This is a genomic window from Mycobacterium colombiense, assembly GCF_003284975.1.
GTDB lineage: Bacteria > Actinomycetota > Actinomycetes > Mycobacteriales > Mycobacteriaceae > Mycobacterium > Mycobacterium europaeum_A.
Window position 1 is genome coordinate 14,825 of sequence record NZ_QMEU01000049.1, and the last position, 17,945, is coordinate 32,769.

General features: G+C 68.7%; 17 protein-coding genes and 1 pseudogene. 7 read left to right on the plus strand and 11 right to left on the minus strand.

Annotated elements, in window-relative coordinates; translation table 11 throughout:
• Positions 1 to 5 precede the first annotated feature (5 nt).
• The 7 genes from DQP58_RS16120 to DQP58_RS16150 all read right to left on the minus strand — a co-directional run bounded on the left by DQP58_RS16120 (position 6) and on the right by DQP58_RS16150 (position 9,130).
• Positions 6 to 608 carry a DUF1707 SHOCT-like domain-containing protein gene (locus tag DQP58_RS16120; RefSeq protein ID WP_112709313.1) on the minus strand — a complete coding sequence of 201 codons (603 nt, stop codon included), beginning with the start codon at positions 606 to 608 and terminating at the stop codon, positions 6 to 8.
• 133 nt (positions 609 to 741) lie between these two features.
• Positions 742 to 1,521 carry an enoyl-CoA hydratase family protein gene (locus DQP58_RS16125; protein ID WP_112709314.1) on the minus strand — a complete coding sequence of 260 codons (780 nt, stop codon included), beginning with the start codon at positions 1,519 to 1,521 and terminating at the stop codon, positions 742 to 744.
• Positions 1,521 to 2,696, minus strand: a complete 1,176-nt coding sequence (locus DQP58_RS16130) for an acyl-CoA dehydrogenase family protein (protein WP_112709315.1) — start codon at positions 2,694 to 2,696, stop codon at positions 1,521 to 1,523. Before DQP58_RS16130 ends, DQP58_RS16125 begins: the two co-directional genes overlap by 1 nt.
• On the minus strand, positions 2,693 to 4,672 hold the full coding sequence (locus tag DQP58_RS16135) for an acetyl/propionyl/methylcrotonyl-CoA carboxylase subunit alpha (RefSeq protein ID WP_112709316.1): 1,980 nt from the start codon (positions 4,670 to 4,672) through the stop codon (positions 2,693 to 2,695). Before DQP58_RS16135 ends, DQP58_RS16130 begins: the two co-directional genes overlap by 4 nt.
• Before the next feature lie 5 nt (positions 4,673 to 4,677).
• The gene (locus DQP58_RS16140; RefSeq protein WP_112709328.1) at positions 4,678 to 6,267 is read right to left on the minus strand and encodes an acyl-CoA carboxylase subunit beta; all 1,590 of its coding nucleotides are present in this window, start codon (positions 6,265 to 6,267) and stop codon (positions 4,678 to 4,680) included.
• A 2-nt stretch (positions 6,268 to 6,269) separates the two neighbouring features.
• Positions 6,270 to 7,430: an acyl-CoA dehydrogenase family protein gene (locus tag DQP58_RS16145; protein ID WP_112709317.1), complete on the minus strand. Its 1,161-nt coding sequence runs from the start codon at positions 7,428 to 7,430 to the stop codon at positions 6,270 to 6,272.
• Positions 7,427 to 9,130, minus strand: a complete 1,704-nt coding sequence (locus DQP58_RS16150; protein ID WP_112709318.1) for an acyclic terpene utilization AtuA family protein — start codon at positions 9,128 to 9,130, stop codon at positions 7,427 to 7,429. Before DQP58_RS16150 ends, DQP58_RS16145 begins: the two co-directional genes overlap by 4 nt.
• 311 nt (positions 9,131 to 9,441) lie before the next feature.
• Between DQP58_RS16150 and rpmF the strand changes: the two genes are divergently transcribed.
• The 5 genes from rpmF to DQP58_RS16180 all read left to right on the plus strand — a co-directional run bounded on the left by rpmF (position 9,442) and on the right by DQP58_RS16180 (position 14,216).
• Positions 9,442 to 9,615 carry a 50S ribosomal protein L32 gene (rpmF, locus tag DQP58_RS16155; RefSeq protein ID WP_003872812.1) on the plus strand — a complete coding sequence of 58 codons (174 nt, stop codon included), beginning with the start codon at positions 9,442 to 9,444 and terminating at the stop codon, positions 9,613 to 9,615.
• A 169-nt stretch (positions 9,616 to 9,784) separates the two neighbouring features.
• Positions 9,785 to 10,471: a two-component system response regulator MprA gene (mprA, locus tag DQP58_RS16160; protein ID WP_112709319.1), complete on the plus strand. Its 687-nt coding sequence runs from the start codon at positions 9,785 to 9,787 to the stop codon at positions 10,469 to 10,471.
• Between the two features lie 13 nt (positions 10,472 to 10,484).
• Positions 10,485 to 12,053, plus strand: coding sequence for a HAMP domain-containing sensor histidine kinase (locus tag DQP58_RS16165; protein WP_112709320.1), 1,569 nt, complete (start codon positions 10,485 to 10,487; stop codon positions 12,051 to 12,053).
• 73 nt (positions 12,054 to 12,126) lie between these two features.
• The gene (locus DQP58_RS16175; RefSeq protein ID WP_112709321.1) at positions 12,127 to 13,659 is read left to right on the plus strand and encodes a S1C family serine protease; all 1,533 of its coding nucleotides are present in this window, start codon (positions 12,127 to 12,129) and stop codon (positions 13,657 to 13,659) included.
• A 59-nt stretch (positions 13,660 to 13,718) separates the two neighbouring features.
• Positions 13,719 to 14,216, plus strand: coding sequence for a MogA/MoaB family molybdenum cofactor biosynthesis protein (locus DQP58_RS16180; protein ID WP_067356524.1), 498 nt, complete (start codon positions 13,719 to 13,721; stop codon positions 14,214 to 14,216).
• A 6-nt stretch (positions 14,217 to 14,222) separates the two neighbouring features.
• On the opposite strand, the gene mscL is transcribed toward DQP58_RS16180, so the two are convergent.
• From mscL to DQP58_RS16200, 4 genes are all read right to left on the minus strand, one after another.
• The gene (gene mscL / locus DQP58_RS16185) at positions 14,223 to 14,681 is read right to left on the minus strand and encodes a large-conductance mechanosensitive channel protein MscL (protein WP_112709322.1); all 459 of its coding nucleotides are present in this window, start codon (positions 14,679 to 14,681) and stop codon (positions 14,223 to 14,225) included.
• A gap of 67 nt (positions 14,682 to 14,748) precedes the next feature.
• The gene (locus tag DQP58_RS16190) at positions 14,749 to 15,429 is read right to left on the minus strand and encodes an SAF domain-containing protein (protein ID WP_112709323.1); all 681 of its coding nucleotides are present in this window, start codon (positions 15,427 to 15,429) and stop codon (positions 14,749 to 14,751) included.
• A gap of 64 nt (positions 15,430 to 15,493) precedes the next feature.
• Positions 15,494 to 15,841 carry an FmdB family zinc ribbon protein gene (locus tag DQP58_RS16195; RefSeq protein ID WP_112709324.1) on the minus strand — a complete coding sequence of 116 codons (348 nt, stop codon included), beginning with the start codon at positions 15,839 to 15,841 and terminating at the stop codon, positions 15,494 to 15,496.
• 86 nt (positions 15,842 to 15,927) lie between these two features.
• Entirely contained in the window at positions 15,928 to 16,527 is a 600-nt protein-coding gene (locus DQP58_RS16200) for a 5-formyltetrahydrofolate cyclo-ligase (protein WP_112709325.1), read from the minus strand.
• 76 nt (positions 16,528 to 16,603) lie between these two features.
• Between DQP58_RS16200 and DQP58_RS16205 the strand changes: the two genes are divergently transcribed.
• The gene (locus DQP58_RS16205) at positions 16,604 to 17,515 is read left to right on the plus strand and encodes a UTP--glucose-1-phosphate uridylyltransferase (protein WP_112709326.1); all 912 of its coding nucleotides are present in this window, start codon (positions 16,604 to 16,606) and stop codon (positions 17,513 to 17,515) included.
• 135 nt (positions 17,516 to 17,650) lie between these two features.
• Positions 17,651 to 17,945, plus strand: a pseudogene (locus DQP58_RS16210) (gephyrin-like molybdotransferase Glp); the annotation flags it as partial.

A 17,945-nucleotide genomic window follows, 5' to 3' on the forward strand; every position in this document is an offset into this window, starting at 1 on the left:
TACCGCTAGCCGCGGGGGCGGCGGGCCTTGCGGATGATCCCGACGCCGCCCCACAGCGAGAAGCCGCGAATGTGCACGGTCGGCGCGCCGGGTGTGCCCTGCCCGTGCACCTCGCGGTCGAAGTTTCCCATCACGCCGCGGCCGTGCACCTCGACGTTGACTTCGGGCGGCAGCAAAATGTTTTGGACGCCCATGATCGACATCGCATGGATGTCGACCTCGGTCGAGGTGAAGTCGGCGTAGCGCAGATCGACCACCCCGCTGCCCCACAGGGTGAAGGTGGTGAGCTTCTTCGGAACGTTCCACCGGCCGCGGCGCTCGAAGCCGCTCATCAACGCCAGCAGTAGCGTCGAGGGCGCCGGATTGGGCTTGCCGCCGCGCCGCGGGCTCATCGGAGCTCCCGGCAGATCGGCCCGCAACTGATCCAGTTCCTCATACGTCGTGGCAGCATAAGCCCTGGTCAAACGGTCTTCGTAGTCGTTGAGCTGCAGGCGGCCCTGCTCCGCCGCATACGCAAGCAACTGGGCAATCTGGATGCGGTCGGTATCAGCAGCGCGCGACGGCTCGCCGCGCGTGTCCTCCGCATCCCGTTGCGTTGAGTTGCTCATCACCCACGAGCCTACGACTTACAGCTATTGCTGCAAGAGGATTGGCTAAACTGCAACCTTGCGCCGGACCGCGTCGCACCCCCGGCCGTTCGGCCGGATCCTTTGTTTGACATCTGGCTAACTTCCCGGCTGGCTAACTCGTCCAGTTGGGTGCGCGCTTCTCGAGAAACGCCAGCATGCCTTCGCGGGCCTCGTCGGACACGAACAGCCGCGCGGACTCCTCGGCGAGCCGTTCGGCGTCGCGGTCGAACCCCTCCAGCACCGCGGACGTGGTCAGCGCCTTGGACGCCGCGAGACCCTGGGGCGAACCACGGCCGATATCGGAGACCAGTTCGCCGACCGCGGCGTCGACGTCGTCGGCGGCAACGGTGATCAGTCCGATCTCGGCCGCCTGGGCGGCGCCGAACTTCTCGCCGGTCAGGTAGTAGCGCGCCGCGGCCCGCGCCGACAGCTTCGGCAGCAGCGTCAACGAGATGATCGCCGGGGCGACGCCGATGCGGGCCTCGGTGAGCGCGAAAGTACTGCGCGGACCGGCGACCGCGATATCGCAGGCGCCCACCAGGCCGAAGCCGCCCGCGCGGACGTGCCCGTCGATTGCGGCGATCACCGGCAGCGGCGCGGAGACGATGGCCCGCATCAAGGCGACCATCTCCCGGGCGCGGGCAACCGCCATGCTGAAGGGATCGCCCCCGCCGGACTCACTCAAATCCGCACCGGCACAGAAGGTTCCACCGGTGTGGCCCAGCACCACGGTCCGTACCGCCGGGTCCGCCGAGGCGTCGCGCAACCCCTGGTGCAACTGGTTGACCAATGCGGTCGATAGCGCGTTGCGGTTGTGCGGTGAATTCAGGGTCAGCCGCGCGTACGGTCCGCCCGTGTCGGCGGGTCCGGCGTATTCGACGACGGGGTCCATCAGTAGCTTCGGGGCAGGCCCAGCGATGTCTGCGCGACGAAGTTGAGCACCATCTCGCGGCTGACCGGGGCGATGCGACCCAGCCGGGCCGAGGCCAACATGGCGGCCAGGCCGTACTCCTTGGTCAGTCCGTTGCCGCCCAGTGACTGCACCGCCTGATCCACCGAGCGCGTGGCGGCTTCGGCCGCAGCGTATTTGGCCATGTTCGCGGCCTCGGCCGCGCCCATGTCATCGCCGGAGTCATAGAGGGTGGCGGCCTTCTGCAGCATCAGCTTGGCCAGCTCGACCTCGATGTGGCACTGCGCCAACGGGTGCGACAGCCCCTGGTGCGCGCCGATCGGCGTGCCCCACACCTGCCGGGTTTTGACGTATTCGGAGGCCCGGCCCAGCGCGTACCGTCCCATCCCGACGGAGCTCGCCGCGCCCATGATCCGTTCGGGGTTCAGGCCGGCGAAAAGCTGTGCGATGGCGGCATCTTCGGCGCCGACGAGCGCGTCGCTGGGCAGCCGCACGTCGTCGAGGAAGACCTGGAACTGCCGTTCGGGGCTGATCAGTTCCATTTCGATCGGGGTGTAGGTGAAGCCGGGCGCGTCGGTGGGCACCACGAACAGTGCGGGGCGTAACGATTCGGACTTGGCCCCCGTTTCTTTGAAGGCGCGGGCCACCACCAGCACCGCCTGCGCCTGGTCGATGCCGGAGATATAGACCTTCTGGCCCTTCACGATCCAGTCGCTGCCGTCCCGGCGGGCGGTCGTGGTGATCTTGTGCGAGTTGGAGCCGGCGTCGGGCTCGGTGATGGCGAACGCCATCGTCAGCGTCCCATCGGCGATGCCGGGGATCCAGCGCTTCTTCTGCTCCTCGGTGCCGAACTTGCTGATGATGGTGCCGTTGATGGCGGGCGAGACCACCATCAGCAGCAGCGCGCTGCCCGCGGCCGCCATCTCCTCCATGACCAGCGACAGCTCGTACATTCCGGCGCCGCCACCGCCGTACTCCTCGGGCAGGTTCACCCCAAGGAAGCCGAGTTTGCCTGCCTCCGACCACAATTCGTCGGTGTGTTCCTGTGCGCGGGCCTTGCGTAGGTAGTACTCGCTGCCGTAGTTGGCTGCCCAGGCCGCCACCGACTTGCGTAGGGCCTGACGTTCCTCGCTCTCGATGAAGCTGGTGTCGGTCATGCTGGATCTCCTTCTGATTGTGGCGCTTCCACTCTTGCCAGCACAGCGCCCACTTCGACTTGCTGACCGGTCTTGACGTTGAGTTCGGCGAGTACCCCGTCCACCGGGGCGGCGATGGTGTGTTCCATCTTCATGGCCTCCAGCCAGATCAGCGGCTGGCCGGCGGTGACGGTGTCGCCGATCGCGGCGCCGAGCCGGATCACGCTGCCCGGCATCGGCGCCACCAGCGAGCCCTTTTCGACGGTCGAGCCGGGTTCGGGGAAACGCGGCTGCGCGGTCAAATGCACCGGCCCGCGCGCGGAATCGACGTAGACGTCGGCGTCGTAGCGCCGCACCGAGAAGCCGTGCTCGACGCCGTCCACCCGCAGCACGACGGCTTTCGCCGTGGCCGACACCAGCTGCACCGACGGGTCGTCGGGAAGCGTCAAACCGGTTCTGGTGAAACGATATTGGACCCTGATCTCGTCGCCTGTGTCGTCGTGATAGTCCCTGACCTGGTAGCCCGACGGCAGGTTGCGCCAGCCGCTGGGAACGGCGCCCAGCACCGGGGCCACGGCCCGGTTGTGCGCGGCGTCGGCGAGTGCCGCCGCGATGGCGGACAGTCGGACCACCGCGGCATCGCCCAGCGGCGCTGCGAGGCGCGCCAAGTCGTGGGTGTCGAAAAACGCCGTGTCGGTCGCACCGTCGAGGAACGCGGGATGGCGCAGCACGTTCACCAACAGGTCCCGGTTGGTGCGCACGCCGTGCACGCGGGCGCGCGCCAGCGCGTCGGCGAGCACCAGCGCGGCCTGGCGTCGCGTCGGGGCGTAGGAGATGACCTTGGCCAGCATGGGGTCGTAGTGGATCGAGATCGTGAACCCGTCGACGATGCCCGAATCCAGCCGGATCCCCGTCCGGTGCCCCAGGGCACCGAACTCGGCCCGAACCGACGGCACCTCGAAGCCGCGGACCAGGCCGGCCTGCGGCTGCCAATTCTTGGCTGGGTCCTCGGCGTAGAGCCGCGCCTCGATCGAATGTCCTTGCGTGGCGGGAGGTTCCGCGTCCAGGCGGGCGCCGTCGGCGACGGCGAGCTGCAGCTCGACCAGATCGAGGCCGGTGGTCTCTTCGGTCACCGGATGTTCGACCTGCAATCGGGTGTTCATCTCGAGGAAGTAGAACTCGCCGTCGTCGTCGGCGAGGAACTCCACCGTCCCGGCGCCGGTGTAGCCGATGGCTTCGGCGGCCAACCGGGCCGCGTCGAACAGCTTGGCGCGCATGCCCGGTGTGCGTTCCACCAACGGTGAGGGCGCCTCCTCGATGATCTTCTGGTGGCGGCGCTGGATCGAGCATTCGCGTTCGCCGACCGCCCACACCGTGCCATGGGTGTCGGCCATGACCTGGACCTCGATGTGGTGTCCGGTGGGCAGGTAGCGCTCGCAAAACACCGTCGGGTCACCGAAGGCGGACTGGGCTTCGCGCCGCGCCGCCTCCACTTCGGCTGGCAGCGCCGACAAATCGCGCACCACCCGCATGCCGCGGCCGCCGCCGCCCGCGGAGGCTTTGACCAGCACCGGCAGCTGCGCCTCGGTGACGGTGTCGGGGTCGAGCTCCTCGAGGACGGGCACCCCGGCCGCGGCCATGAGTTTCTTGGACTCGATCTTGGAGCCCATCGCGCGCACCGCATGCACCGGCGGGCCCACCCACGTCAGGCCGGCGTCGGCGACGGCGGCCGCGAAGTCGGCGTTCTCCGAGAGGAATCCGTAACCGGGGTGGATCGCGTCGGCGCCCGCGGCGCGGGCGGCGGCGATGATGGCCTGCGCGTTGAGGTAGTCGTTGGTCTTGTCCAGCCGCACCCGGGCATCGGCTTCGGCGACGTGCGGGGCGTCGGCGTCGGGTTCGGTATAGACGGCGACGGTGCTCAAGCCCAGCCGGCGGCAGGTGGCGAACACTCGCCGGGCGATCTCACCGCGGTTGGCGACCAGTACTCGGGTGACCATGGGGCTCACATCCGGAAGACGCCGAAGTTCGACGTCCCCTTGATCGGGCCATTGGCGATGGCGGACAAACAGATTCCCAAGACGGTGCGGGTATCTCGCGGGTCGATCACCCCGTCGTCGTAGAGCATCCCGGACAACACCAGCGGCAGCGACTCGGCTTCGATCTGGCCCTCGACCGCGGCCCGCATCGCCGCGTCGGCATCCTCGTCGACCTGCTGGCCGCGCGCCTCGGCGGCCGCACGGGCCACGATCGACAACACACCCGACAACTGGGCGCCGCCCATCACCGCCGACTTCGACGTCGGCCAGGCGAAGAGGAACCGCGGATCGTAGGCGCGCCCGCACATGCCGTAGTGGCCCGCGCCGTAGGAGGCGCCGATCAGCAACGAGATGTGCGGGACCGTCGAGTTGGACACGGCGTTGATCATCATCGAGCCGTGCTTGATCATCCCGCCCTCTTCGTAGTCCTTGCCCACCATGTAGCCGGTGGTGTTGTGCAGGAACAGCAGCGGCGTGTCGGACCGGTTGGCCAGCTGGATGAACTGGGTGGCTTTCTGCGATTCCTCGCTGAACAACACGCCGCGCGCGTTGGCCAGGATGCCGATCGGATACCCGTGCAGCCGGGCCCAGCCCGTCGCCAGCGACGAGCCGTACAGCGGCTTGAATTCGTCGAACTCGGAGCCGTCGACGATGCGGGCGATCACTTCGCGGGGATCGAACGGGATCCGCAGATCCGCGGGCACGATGCCGATGAGTTCCTCGGTGTCGAACAGCGGCTCGGTGACCGGCTTGGGTGTCGGCCCCTGCTTGGCCCAGTTCAACCGGGCCACGATGCGACGGCCGATGCGGATCGCGTCGAGTTCGTCGACGGCGAAGTAGTCGGCCAAACCGGAGACGCGGGCGTGCATTTCGGCGCCGCCGAGCGATTCGTCGTCGGATTCCTCGCCGGTGGCCATCTTCACCAGCGGGGGGCCGGCCAGGAAGACCTTGGAGCGTTCCTTGATCATCACCACGTGATCCGACATGCCCGGGACGTAGGCACCGCCCGCGGTGGAGTTGCCGAATACCAGTGCGATGGTGGGGATTCCGGCCGCCGAGAGCCGGGTGAGGTCGCGGAACATCCGCCCGCCGGGGATGAAGATCTCCTTCTGCGTCGGCAGATCCGCGCCGCCGGACTCCACCAGCGAAATCACCGGGAGCCGGTTCTCGAAGGCGATCTGGTTGGCCCGCAGGATCTTCTTGAGGGTCCACGGGTTGCTGGTGCCGCCTTTGACCGTCGGGTCGTTGGCGACGATCATGCATTCGACGCCTTCGACCACACCGATGCCGGTGACCGTGCTGGCGCCGACCTTGAAGGCGCTGCCCCAGGCCGCGAGCGGGCTCAGCTCCAGGAACGGCGAATCCTGGTCGACCAGGGATTCGATGCGTTCGCGTGCCGTCAGCTTGCCCCGGCCATGATGACGCTCAACGTATTTGGACCCGCCCCCGGCCAGTGCGTTGGCCAGCTCGGTGTCGATCTCCTCGAGTTTCGCGATAGCCGCCGACGCCGCGTCGGCGAAGGCGGTGGCGTCGGCATCGAGGGTGGACTGCAGCACGGTCATGATTGGAATCCCAGCAGTTTGGCGGACAGTGCGGTCAGGATTTCGGTGGTTCCGCCGCCGATGCCCAGGATCCGCATGTCCCGATATTGGCGTTCGACCTCGGATTCGGCCATGTAGCCCATACCGCCGAACAGCTGGACGGCTTGGTTGGCCACCCATTCGCCGGCCTCGACGGCGGTGTTCTTGGCGAAACACACCTGCGGAATCAGGTTGGTCTCGCCGGCGAGCTGCCGCTCCACCACGTAGCGCGAATAGACCCGGGCCACGTCGATGCGACGGGCCATCTCGGCCAACGTGTTCTGTACCGACTGCCGCGATATCAGTGGGCGACCGAATGTTTCACGGTCGCGACACCATTGCACCGTCAGGTCCAGGCAGCGCTGGGCGCTTGAATAGGCCTGTGCGGCAAGGCCGATGCGCTCGGAGACGAAAGCCTGGGCGATCTGGGCGAACCCGCTGTTCTCGGCGCCGACCAGGTTGGTGACCGGCACGCGGACGTCGGTGTAGGACAGCTCGGCCGTGTCCGAGGCCCGCCAGCCCATCTTGTCCAGCTTGCGGCTCACCTCGAAGCCGGGAGTGCCCTTCTCGACCACCAGCAGCGAAACCCCGCCCGCGCCAGGGCCTCCGGTGCGTACGGCGGTCACCACGTAGTCGGCACGGACGCCGGAGGTGATGTAGGTCTTGGCGCCGTTGACCATGTAGTAGGCGTCACCGTCGCCGCGGACAAGTTCAGCCGAGGTACGCAGGTGACCGACGTCGGAACCGCCGCCCGGCTCGGTGATGGCCAGCGAACCGATCTTCTCGCCGGCCAGGGTCGGCCGGACGAACGTGTCGATGAGCCGCTGATCGCCCGAGGCAATCATGTGCGGCACCGCGATGCCGCAGGTGAACAACGACGCGAACACGCCGCCCGGGGCCCCGGCCTGATGCATCTCCTCGCAGATGATCACCGCGTCGGCGCCGTCGCCACCACCGCCGCCGACCGATTCGGGGAAGCCCGCGCCCAGCAGCCCGGCGGCCCCGGCGCTGAGGTGCAATTCGCGCGGCAACTCGCCGCTGCGCTCCCACTCGTCGACGTGAGGCAGGATCTCGCGTTCTACGAACGAGCGCACCGTCTTTCGCAGCTGTTCGCGCTCGGGCGTGGTCCAAAGGTTCACAGCAGATTCTCCGGGATGTCGAGGTAGCGGCCGCGGAGCCATTCGCCCAGCCCCTTGGCCTGGGGGTCGAATCGGGCCTGGTAGGCGACGCCCTGGCCGAGGATGCCGTCGATGACGAAGTTGACCGCTCGCAAATTCGGCAGTAGGTGACGGGTGACGCCGAAGTCGCCCGCTTCGGGCAGCAGTTCTCCGAGCAGCTCGACGGTTAACGTGTGGGCCAGCCATCGCCATTGCTCGTCGGTGCGTACCCACACCCCGATGTTGGCGGAGCCGCCCTTGTCACCGCTGCGCGCGCCGGCGATGCGGCCCAGCGGCACACGGCGGGTCGGCCCGTCCGGCAGGGGTTCGGGAAGCGGTGGCTCAGCGGCGGGAGAGAGCTCCAAAGTGTCCGTGGCGCAAGGGATGTCGACCCGGGTGCCGTCGGCGTGTACCGCAACGTGCGGTACCTGATCGGCGGCGACGTAGCCCGGGGTGAACACGCCGAAGACCTGGCCGTCAGCCGGGGGTGCGGTGACGTGGAATCCCGGATAGCTGGCCAACGCCAATTCGACGGCGGCCGAGGAGAATTGGCGTCCCACGTTGGCGGGGTCGGGGTCACGCACGACGCAGTGCAGCAGCGCGCTGGCGGCTTCCTCGGTGTCGGCGTCGGGGTGGTCCGTGCGTGCCAGAGTCCACTGGAGTTCGGCGGGCTTGACGGTGAGCGCGGTGTCGAGTTGTTGGCGCACCAGGTCGGCCTTGGCCTCGATGTCCAGGCCGGTCAGCACGAACGTCATCGAGTTGCGGAACCCGCCGATGCTGTTCATCGACACCTTGTAGGTGGGCGGCGGGGCCTCGCCGCGGGCGCCGCTGATGCGCACCCGATCCGCCCCGTCGGACGACAGCTCGACGCTGTCCATCCGGGCGGTCACGTCGGGGTTGGCGTAGCGCGGCCCGGTGATCTCGTAGAGCAGCTGCGCGGTGACGGTGTCGACGCTGACCAGGCCGCCGGTGCCCGGGTGCTTGGTAATCACCGAGGATCCGTCGGCATGGACCTCGGCGAGCGGGAAGCCGGCGTGGGTCAAATCGGGAACCTCGGTGAAGAACGAGTAGTTGCCGCCGGTGGCCTGGACCCCGCACTCGATGACGTGGCCCGCGACCACCGCACCGGCGAGCGCGTCGTAGTCGGTGCGGCCCCAGCCGAAGTGCGCAGCGGCCGCCCCGACGATCACCGAGGCGTCGGTGACGCGGCCGGTGACGACGACGTCGGCGCCGTCGACCAGGCAGTCGACGATGCCCCACGCGCCCAGGTAGGCGTTCGCCGTCAGCGGGCTGCCCAGCCCGAGGTCGGCGGCACGCGACAGCAGGTCGTCACCCTCCACGTGGGCGACTCGCGCGTCGACGCCCAGCCGCTGCGCCAGCGCGCGGATCGCGTCGGCCAGCCCGGCCGGATTGAGGCCGCCGGCGTTGGCGACGATGCGGACCCCCCGGTCGCGGGCTTCGCCCAGGCAGCCCTCGAGCTGGGTTAGAAAGGTCTTCGCGTAGCCGCGCTCGGGGTGCTTCATCCGGTCGCGGCCCAGGATCAACATGGTGAGTTCGGCGAGGTAGTCGCCGGTCAGGTAGTCGACTTCGCCGCCGGTGAGCATCTCGCGCATGGCCGACAGCCGGTCGCCGTAGAAGCCCGAGCAATTCGCAATCCGGACGGCGCCGGAGGCAGAAGCCATGCCGTTCTCCCTTCCCGGACTCACCGATGAGTGACCAACCAACCGGTAGGTTAACCGCTACCGCCGGTGTCGAGTCAAGGACGGCGGCTCGCCCATCGAGACGAGATTGCCACTAGGGTCGTGAAAACTGGGCGGATCACGGCCGTCACAGCGATCTCGGCACCGCGGGCGCCGTTTTGGCCACAAGCGGACCAGCGACTATCCTGATATGCGATCGTCGCCCGTTCGGCTCACCAGCCACGCCGCGCGACATGCCGAACTGCAAGTCCCACGTCGAATTACCGAAGCAACACGAGGAGTTAGGCCCGACCATGGCCGTACCCAAGCGCAGAATGTCGCGCGCGAACACCCGTAGCCGGCGCGCGCAGTGGAAGGCCGAGAAGACCGAACTCGTCGGTGTCACGGTCGCGGGTCAGCGCCACAAGGTGCCCCGGCGGCTGCTCAAGGCGGCCCGCCTCGGCCTGATCGACCTCGACCGCCGCTAGTCCGAACGGCGGCGGCCCACGGCGCCCGGCTTCGCCGCGCTTGCGACCGCCGCTAGTCCGAATGGCGGCGGCCCACGGCGCCCGGCTTCGCCGCGCTTGTGACCGCCGCTAGTCCCCTCCCGGCGCGCCTCTCAGGTCCGTCTCAGGCGGTGGGACGAAACTAGGGGCCGTGCGAATACTGGTCGTCGACGACGATCGCGCTGTGCGCGAATCGCTGCGTCGGTCGTTGTCCTTCAACGGCTACTCGGTTGAGCTGGCCCATGACGGGGTCGAGGCCCTCGAACGGATCGCCAGCGATCGTCCCGACGCGCTCGTCCTCGATGTGATGATGCCGCGCCTGGACGGCCTCGAGGTGTGCCGTCAGCTCCGCAGCACCGGCGACGATCTCCCCATCCTGGTGCTCACCGCCCGCGATTCGGTGTCCGAGCGGGTCGCCGGGCTGGACGCCGGCGCCGACGACTATTTGCCGAAGCCGTTCGCCCTGGAAGAACTGCTGGCCCGGATGCGCGCGCTGTTGCGCCGCACCAAGCCGGAGGACGACGCCGAATCGGTGGCGATGACGTTCTCCGACCTGACGCTGGACCCGGTGACCCGCGAGGTCACCCGCGGCCAGCGCCGAATCAGCCTGACCCGCACCGAGTTCGCGCTGCTGGAGATGCTGATCGCCAATCCGCGCCGGGTGCTCACCCGCAGCCGCATCCTCGAAGAGGTGTGGGGATTCGACTTTCCCACCTCGGGCAACGCGCTGGAGGTCTACGTCGGCTATCTGCGGCGCAAGACCGAAGCCGATGGCGAGCCGCGGCTGATCCACACCGTGCGCGGGGTCGGATACGTCCTGCGGGAGACGCCACCGTGATGCGGATCCACCGATGATCCGGTTCCCCCGGCCCCAGCGTCCGCCGCTGCGCCCGCCGTTGCGCGCGACACCCTCGTTGTCGCTGCGGTGGCGGGTGATGCTGCTGGCGATGTCGATGGTGGCCATGGTCGTGGTGCTGATGGCCTTCGCCGTCTACGCCGTCATCTCCGCCGCGCTCTACAGCGACATCGACAACCAACTGCAGAGCCGCGCGCAGCTGTTGATCGCCAGCGGCTCGCTGGCCGCCGACCCGGGCAAAGCCATCGAGGGCACCGCCTACTCCGACGTCAACGCCATGCTGGTGAACCCGGGCCACGCGATCTACACCGCCCAGCAACCGGGTCAGACCCTGCCGGTCGGCGCTCCGGAGAAGGCGGTCATCCACGGCGATCTGTTCATGTCGCGGCGCACCGCCGGCGACCAGCGAATCCTCGCGGTGCACCTGCAGAACGGCACGTCGCTGCTGATCTCGAAGAGCCTCAAGCCCACCGAAGCCGTGATGAACAGGCTGCGCTGGGTGCTGCTGATCGTCGGCGGTGTCGGGGTGGCGGTCGCCGCGGTGGCGGGTGGCATGGTGACCCGGGCCGGGCTGCGTCCGGTGGCACGCCTGACCGAGGCGGCCGAGCGGGTGGCGCGCACCGATGACCTCAGACCCATCCCCGTGTTCGGCAGCGACGAATTGGCCAGGCTCACCGAGTCGTTCAACCTGATGCTGCGCGCACTCGCCGAGTCCCGGGAGCGGCAGGCCCGACTCGTCACCGACGCCGGCCACGAGTTGCGCACCCCGCTGACCTCGCTGCGCACCAATGTCGAGCTGCTCATGGCGTCGATGGAGCCGGGAGCGCCGCGCCTGCCCGAGCAGGAGATGGTGGATCTGCGCGCCGACGTCGTCGCGCAGATCGAGGAATTGTCAACGTTGGTAGGCGATCTGGTGGATCTGACCCGCGACGACGCCGGCCAGGTGGTACACGAGCCCGTCGACATGGCCGAGGTCGTCGATCGCAGCCTGGAGCGAGTCAGGCGGCGGCGCAACGACATTCACTTCGACGTCGACGTCACACCCTGGCAGATGTACGGCGACGCCGCCGGGCTGTCGCGTGCGGTGCTGAACCTGCTGGACAACGCCGCCAAGTGGAGCCCGCCCGGGGGCCACGTCGGTGTCACCATGCGCCAGCTCGACGCGTCGCACGCAGAGCTGGTGATCGCCGACCACGGCCCCGGCATTCCGCCGCAGGAGCGCCGGCTGGTGTTCGAACGGTTCTACCGGTCGACGACGGCGCGGGCCATGCCCGGCTCCGGTCTGGGGCTCGCAATTGTCAAGAAGGTCGTGCTCAACCACGGCGGACTGCTGCGCGTCGAGGACACCGTTCCGGGCGGCCAGCCCCCGGGTACCTCCTTCTATGTGCTGCTGCCCGGCCGGCCAATGCCCGCCTCGACGTACTCCGCCGCCGCCGGCGAGCCGCGAACCGACCAGGCAGACGCCGCGGCCGACCACGCTACGGAGCCGGGTGGCGACGAGGCGAACTCTCGGGAATCGGCGAACGTTATCTCAGTGGACTCTCAGTCCGCGCGGGCAAGGTAGGTCTGCGGCTACTGTTGAACCCAGCCGTCGACTTGCCGAAACACTGAGATAGAGGAAGAGCGACTTAGCGACCATGACGAATGACCCGAGGTATTCGCCACCGCCGCAGCAGCCGGGGTATTCTCCCGCGCCGAACCAGCCTGCGCACGTCCCGAGCCATGCGGGGTCCTCCGGCTATGCCCCGGGACAGCAGCAGCCGTACAACCAGCAGTACGACTGGCGCTATCGGTCGCAGCCCTCATCGTCGCCGACGACGCAGTTCCGTCCGCCCTACGAGCCCTTCAGCAACACCGGGCCGGGCCGGATCCCCGGGGGAACCGGCGTAGGCCCGATACCGACCGGCACGGGCAGCGGCCCGATTCCCGGCATGCTGCCCGGAATGCCCGGCCCGCCGGAACCCCAAAAGCGTTCTCGCACAGGCCTGTTGGTGGTCGGTGCGTTGGCCATCGCGGTGGTGTCGGCCGGTATCGGCGGTGCCGCAGCGACGGCCGTCGAGCTCGGCACCCACAGCACGGGCAACGGCGGCGGCCGGGTCATTGGGGCGGCCCCCAGCGTTCCGGCCGCGAACATGCCACCCGGCAGCGTCGAGGGCGTCGCCTCCAAGGTGGTGCCCAGCGTCGTGATGCTCGAGACCGACATCGGGCGCCAGTCCGAAGAGGGCTCTGGCATCGTCCTGTCCACCGACGGGCTCATCCTGACCAACAACCACGTGATCGCCGCCGCGGCCGGACCGCCCAAGGGTCCCGGCGGCCCGCCTGGAGCTCCGCCCGGGGCCCCCGTGCCCCCGAGCCTGCCGGGCGGACCGGGCGCACCGAGCGGCGGCGGTGCCGGCGCGCCGACGGCAAAGACCACGGTGACCTTCTCTGACGGTCGCACCGCACCGTTCACGGTGGTCGGCGCCGACCCCACCAGCGACATCGCCGTCATTCGCGTGCAGGGCATGTCCGGGCTGACGCCCATCTCGCTGGGCTCCTCGTCGGACCTGCGCGTCGGCCAACCGGTCGTCGCGATCGGCTCGCCGCTGGGCCTGTCGGGCACCGTGACCACCGGCATCGTCAGCGCGCTGAACCGGCCGGTGTCCACCACCGGTGAGTCCGGCAACCAGAACACCGTGCTGGACGCGATCCAGACCGACGCCGCGATCAACCCCGGTAACTCCGGTGGCGCGCTGGTCAATATGAACGGCCAACTGGTGGGTGTCAACTCGGCCATCGCCACCCTGGGCGGCGACTCGCCGGATGCCCAGAGCGGCTCGATCGGGCTGGGCTTCGCGATACCGGTGGATCAGGCCAAGCGCATCGCCGACGAACTGATCGCCACCGGCAAGGCCTCACACGCCTCGCTCGGCGTGCAGGTGACGAACGACAAGGGCACCCCGGGCGCCAAGGTCGTCGACGTCGTCGCGGGCGGCGCGGCGGCCTCGGCCGGCGTCCCCAAGAACGTCGTCGTCACCAAGGTCGACGACCGGCCTATCAACAGCGCCGACGCGCTTGTCGCGGCCGTGCGATCCAGAGCACCCGGCGACAAGATAACGCTGACATTCCAGGATGCCGCCGGTGGCGGCAGCCGCACCGTGCCGGTCACCCTCGGGAAGGCGGATCAGTAGTGAGAGTGGACGAACCCTCGGCGACGGGATTGTCTGAGCTCGGATATACGGTTGCACCCATGGAAACGGGTGCGGAATTGGTAGTTGGCCGGGCTCTGGTTGTGGTGGTCGACGATCGCACCGCACACGGCGACGAGGACCATAACGGTCCGCTGGTGACCGAGCTGCTGACGGAGGCGGGATTCGTCGTCGACGGTGTGGTCGCGGTCGCCGCGGACGAGATCGAGATCCGCAACGCGCTGAACACCGCGGTGATCGGCGGGGTGGACCTGGTGGTCTCGGTCGGCGGGACGGGCGTCACCCCGCGTGACGTCACCCCGGAGGCCACCCGGGAGATTTTGGATCGCGAAATCCTCGGCATCGCCGAGGCCATCCGCGGCTCGGGTCTGTCGGCGGGCATCATCGACGCCGGCTTGTCCCGCGGTTTGGCCGGGGTGTCCGGCAGCACGTTGGTGGTAAACCTGGCCGGCTCCCGCTACGCGGTGCGCGACGGGATGGCGACGCTGAATCCGTTGGCGGCCCAGATCATCGGGCAGTTGTCGAGCCTGGAGATCTAAGCCAGGCTATTTCGATTCGGCTTCCGCGCGGGGTCCGTAGTCCGGTGGGGGCGTGGTGGCCACACTGCCGTGCTTGCCTGGCGAATCGCCGTTGGGCTGCGCGAGCAGGTCGCGGATCTCCGTGAGCAGGACGACCTGCGCGTCATCGGCCGGCTCCACCTCGCCGCGTTTGCGCAGCGTCGTGTAGGGCAGCACGACCAGGAAGTACACCACCGCGGCGATAATCACGAAGTTGATGGCGGCCGACAAGACGTCGTTCAGGTCGATGGTCTGACCGCCGCCGATGCTGATCCGCAGGATGCCGAGATCGGACTTCTGGTTGACGCCGATCCGGTTGATCAACGGCTTGATGATGGCGTTGGTGAAAGCCGTGACCAGTGCGGTGAAAGCGGTACCGATGACGACCGCGGTGGACAGGTCGATGATGTTGCCCCGCGAGAGAAACTCCTTGAACCCTTTGAGCATTGGACACGGCCTTTCTGGGACTGGACAGAGTTTGCCGTCGGCCAGCAGACGAACCACGGCCAGGCACTCAGTGCAGGGTGAGCGTCACGGTCTGGCCCAGCGCCGACCCTGCCACCGTGTTCGCCACACGAGCCGGCAGCGCAACCAACACTACGCGGTCGCTATCGGTGGCCTGAATCTTTTCTTTGGCCGATACCAGCACCACCACGGCGTCGGTGGCCACCACCTTCGGGGCCGCGTGCGAGTTGTCCGGCGCACCGCTGGCCGGCGCCGCGAGCACGTCGACCACGTCGCCGACCCGTACCAGGTCGATCAGGGCGCTGTCCGCCAGATGCAGCGGCACGATGCGGGCGTCCGGGCCCGCCTTCGACCCGATCGCTGCCTCCGCCAACCGGCTGCCCAGCAGCCGGACGTCGGTGAGCACCTCACCGCGGCGCGCCGGGCCGGCCAGCGTCGACCCCAACACCGTATCCAGCTCGGCTCGTGCTCCTTCGGGAACCGTTGCGGCCAAACGCTTTTCGAGCCGAACATCGGCGCGGGTCAGCGCGGCGCCGGGTCGTAGGTCGTGGTCGGCCACCACCACCTGCGCATAGTCATCGGCGGGGTTGGACCGCAGCGTGGCGACTCCGGCCAGCACGACGAGCCCGCCCGCGGCGACGCGGCGCGCCAGCACGGTACGAGTCCAGTCCGGGCGCAGCCACAGCGACAGTCGGCTCAATAAGCTTGGGTTCAGCGATGATTCGCCCACGCCGCAACGGTAGGCCCAACCCGGTGGACGGGCCGCCGGCCGGCATCGCCGGTGTGGATAACCCTCAGTTGGTCGCGGCGGCGGTGGAAGCCGTGGAGCTGCTCGACTTGTCGCTCGAGCTGGAGCCGGACTTCTCGCTAGAGCTGGAGCCGGACTTCTCGCCGGAGCTCGAGGTGCTCGACCCGGACTCGCTCGACGAGGAGCCGTTGGTCGAACCCGACGACTTCTTGCCGGACTCGCGGCTGTCGGTGCGGTAGAAGCCGCTGCCCTTGAACACCACGCCGACGGAGTTGAAGCGCTTGCGCAGCCGCCCGGAGCAGCGCTTGCAGGTGGTCAGCGCGTCGTCGGTGAAGGCCTGCACGATGTCGAAGCGATCGTCGCACTCGGTGCACTGATAGCTGTAAGTCGGCACGAAAACCTCCGGATGATTGCAAACCTGGTTAGCACTCTAGCGTCTCAAGTGCTAGAACCGCCAGGTGACATGTCTCATTCCCGGTGTCAGCCCGGGACGAGATCGACCAATCCCTGCCGGGGCGTGAGCGCATGGGTCATGGGGATGTCGTGCGGATCGGCCGGTAGCTCGTCGAGCAGTTCGGCGTCGCGGACGACCGCGATCAGCCGTGCGTGCGGGTCGCGGCCGGCCAGCGAGCGGTCGTAGAAACCGCGGCCCCGGCCCAGCCGCACCCCGCGGCGGTCCACGGCCAGCGCCGGGACCAGCACCACCGCGGCTTCGGCCAGGGCCGACGGCGGCAGCCACGGTTGCGGCGGTTCCAGCAGTCCCCAGCGCCCGGTGGTCAACGTGCCGGGCCGGTATTCGCCCCAGGACAACGGCATGGGCGTGTTGTCCGCGGTGGTGCGCGCGACCGGCAGCAGCACCCGTCCGGTGCGCCGCAGCAACGCGTCCAGCATCGCGGTCGAGCCCGGCTCGGTGCCCACCGGAACGTAGGCGCAAACCGTGCTGCCGCTGGTCACGATGCTTTCGGAGGCTTCCAGCCGCTCGCACAGGTGCTGGGCCTCCGCGGCGCGAACGTCGTCGGCAACCCGGCGCCGGGCGGCAAGCAGCTGGTTACGCAGTGCGGCTTTGCTGGCGGTCGCCATGGTTCAACGATGACAGCCAGGTGTTTCCCCGCGCCACATCGACTCGGCGTAGTGGATGCGGGTTATCGTGTGAACAATGTCAAGCCCAAACGTGGTGGTGCCACGCACTGCGGTCGTGCCCGCCGCCGGTCTCGGGACGCGCTTCTTGCCGGCGACCAAAACGGTCCCCAAGGAGCTGTTGCCGGTCGTCGATACGCCGGGCATCGAGCTGGTTGCCGCCGAGGCGGCCGAGGCCGGTGCCGAGCGCCTGGTGATCATCACGTCGGAGGGCAAGGACGGCGTCGTCGCGCACTTCGTCGAGGACTTGGTGCTGGAGAGCACGCTGGAGGAGCGCGGCAAGACCGCGATGCTCGACAAGGTCCGGCGCGCGCCGCAGCTGATCAAGGTCGAGTCCGTGGTGCAGGGCGAGCCGCTGGGCCTGGGGCACGCGATCGGCTGCGTCGAGTCGCGGCTGGCCGATGACGAGGACGCCGTGGCGGTGCTGCTGCCGGACGACCTGGTGTTGCCCACCGGTGTGCTCGGGACGATGTCGAAGGTGCGGGCGCACTACGGCGGCACGGTGTTGTGTGCCATCGAGGTAACGCCCGAAGAGGTCAGCGCCTACGGGGTTTTCGACGTCGAGCCCATCCCCGACGACGACAATCCGGACGTGCTCAGGGTCAACGGCATGGTCGAGAAGCCGAAGGCGCAGGACGCCCCGTCGCTGTTCGCCGCGGCCGGTCGCTACGTGCTCGACCGGGCCATCTTCGATGCGTTGCGCCGCATCGAGCGCGGGGCGGGCGGCGAGGTACAGCTCACCGACGGCATCGCGTTGCTGATTGCCCAGGGCCATCCGGTGCACGTGGTCGTGCATCGCGGATCTCGACACGACTTGGGAAATCCTGGCGGCTACCTCAAGGCTGCGGTTGACTTTGCATTGGATCGTGACGACTACGGCCCTGATTTGCGGCAGTGGTTGGTGGCGCGATTGGGCCTGGCGGAGCAGTAGCCGGGCGGTAACCCGGCTGGCGGACGACGGCGGGCCGGTGAACGCGTAGCGGTCCCGGGTGGGGATGACCCGCCCGCGCAGTGAGCGGGTCGCCTACGGCGGCGCCCGCCGGGTTTGAGGGCAGAGAGGCGCGCTGTGCGTTCGGTGGAAGAGCAGCAGGCCCGGATCACCGCGGCCGCGGTGGCCCCGCGACCGATACGTGTGGCGATCGCCGAGGCGCAGGGACTGATGTGCGCCGAGGAAGTGGTGACCGAGCGCCCGATGCCCGGCTTCGATCAGGCCGCGATCGACGGCTATGCGGTGCGCAGCGTGGACGTCCTCGGCGTCGGTGAGGTGGGCAGCGACAGCCTTCCCGAGCCGCTCGACGACTCCGGCGAGAACGACCGGCGCGAGGGCCTGGTGCTGCCGGTGATGGGCACCGTCGAGGCCG

What these genes read in the sequence shown, in the direction of transcription:
- DQP58_RS16120 (WP_112709313.1), bottom strand. Translation starts at nt 608, where the DNA reads ATGAGCAACTCAACGCAACGGGATGCGGAGGACACGCGCGGCGAGCCG.
- DQP58_RS16125 (WP_112709314.1), bottom strand. Translation starts at nt 1,521, where the DNA reads ATGGACCCCGTCGTCGAATACGCCGGACCCGCCGACACGGGCGGACCG.
- DQP58_RS16130 (WP_112709315.1), bottom strand. Translation starts at nt 2,696, where the DNA reads ATGACCGACACCAGCTTCATCGAGAGCGAGGAACGTCAGGCCCTACGC.
- DQP58_RS16135 (WP_112709316.1), bottom strand. Translation starts at nt 4,672, where the DNA reads ATGGTCACCCGAGTACTGGTCGCCAACCGCGGTGAGATCGCCCGGCGA.
- DQP58_RS16150 (WP_112709318.1), bottom strand. Translation starts at nt 9,130, where the DNA reads ATGGCTTCTGCCTCCGGCGCCGTCCGGATTGCGAATTGCTCGGGCTTC.
- rpmF (WP_003872812.1), top strand. Translation starts at nt 9,442, where the DNA reads ATGGCCGTACCCAAGCGCAGAATGTCGCGCGCGAACACCCGTAGCCGG.
- DQP58_RS16165 (WP_112709320.1), top strand. Translation starts at nt 10,485, where the DNA reads ATGATCCGGTTCCCCCGGCCCCAGCGTCCGCCGCTGCGCCCGCCGTTG.
- DQP58_RS16175 (WP_112709321.1), top strand. Translation starts at nt 12,127, where the DNA reads ATGACGAATGACCCGAGGTATTCGCCACCGCCGCAGCAGCCGGGGTAT.
- DQP58_RS16180 (WP_067356524.1), top strand. Translation starts at nt 13,719, where the DNA reads ATGGAAACGGGTGCGGAATTGGTAGTTGGCCGGGCTCTGGTTGTGGTG.
- mscL (WP_112709322.1), bottom strand. Translation starts at nt 14,681, where the DNA reads ATGCTCAAAGGGTTCAAGGAGTTTCTCTCGCGGGGCAACATCATCGAC.
- DQP58_RS16200 (WP_112709325.1), bottom strand. Translation starts at nt 16,527, where the DNA reads ATGGCGACCGCCAGCAAAGCCGCACTGCGTAACCAGCTGCTTGCCGCC.
- DQP58_RS16205 (WP_112709326.1), top strand. Translation starts at nt 16,604, where the DNA reads ATGTCAAGCCCAAACGTGGTGGTGCCACGCACTGCGGTCGTGCCCGCC.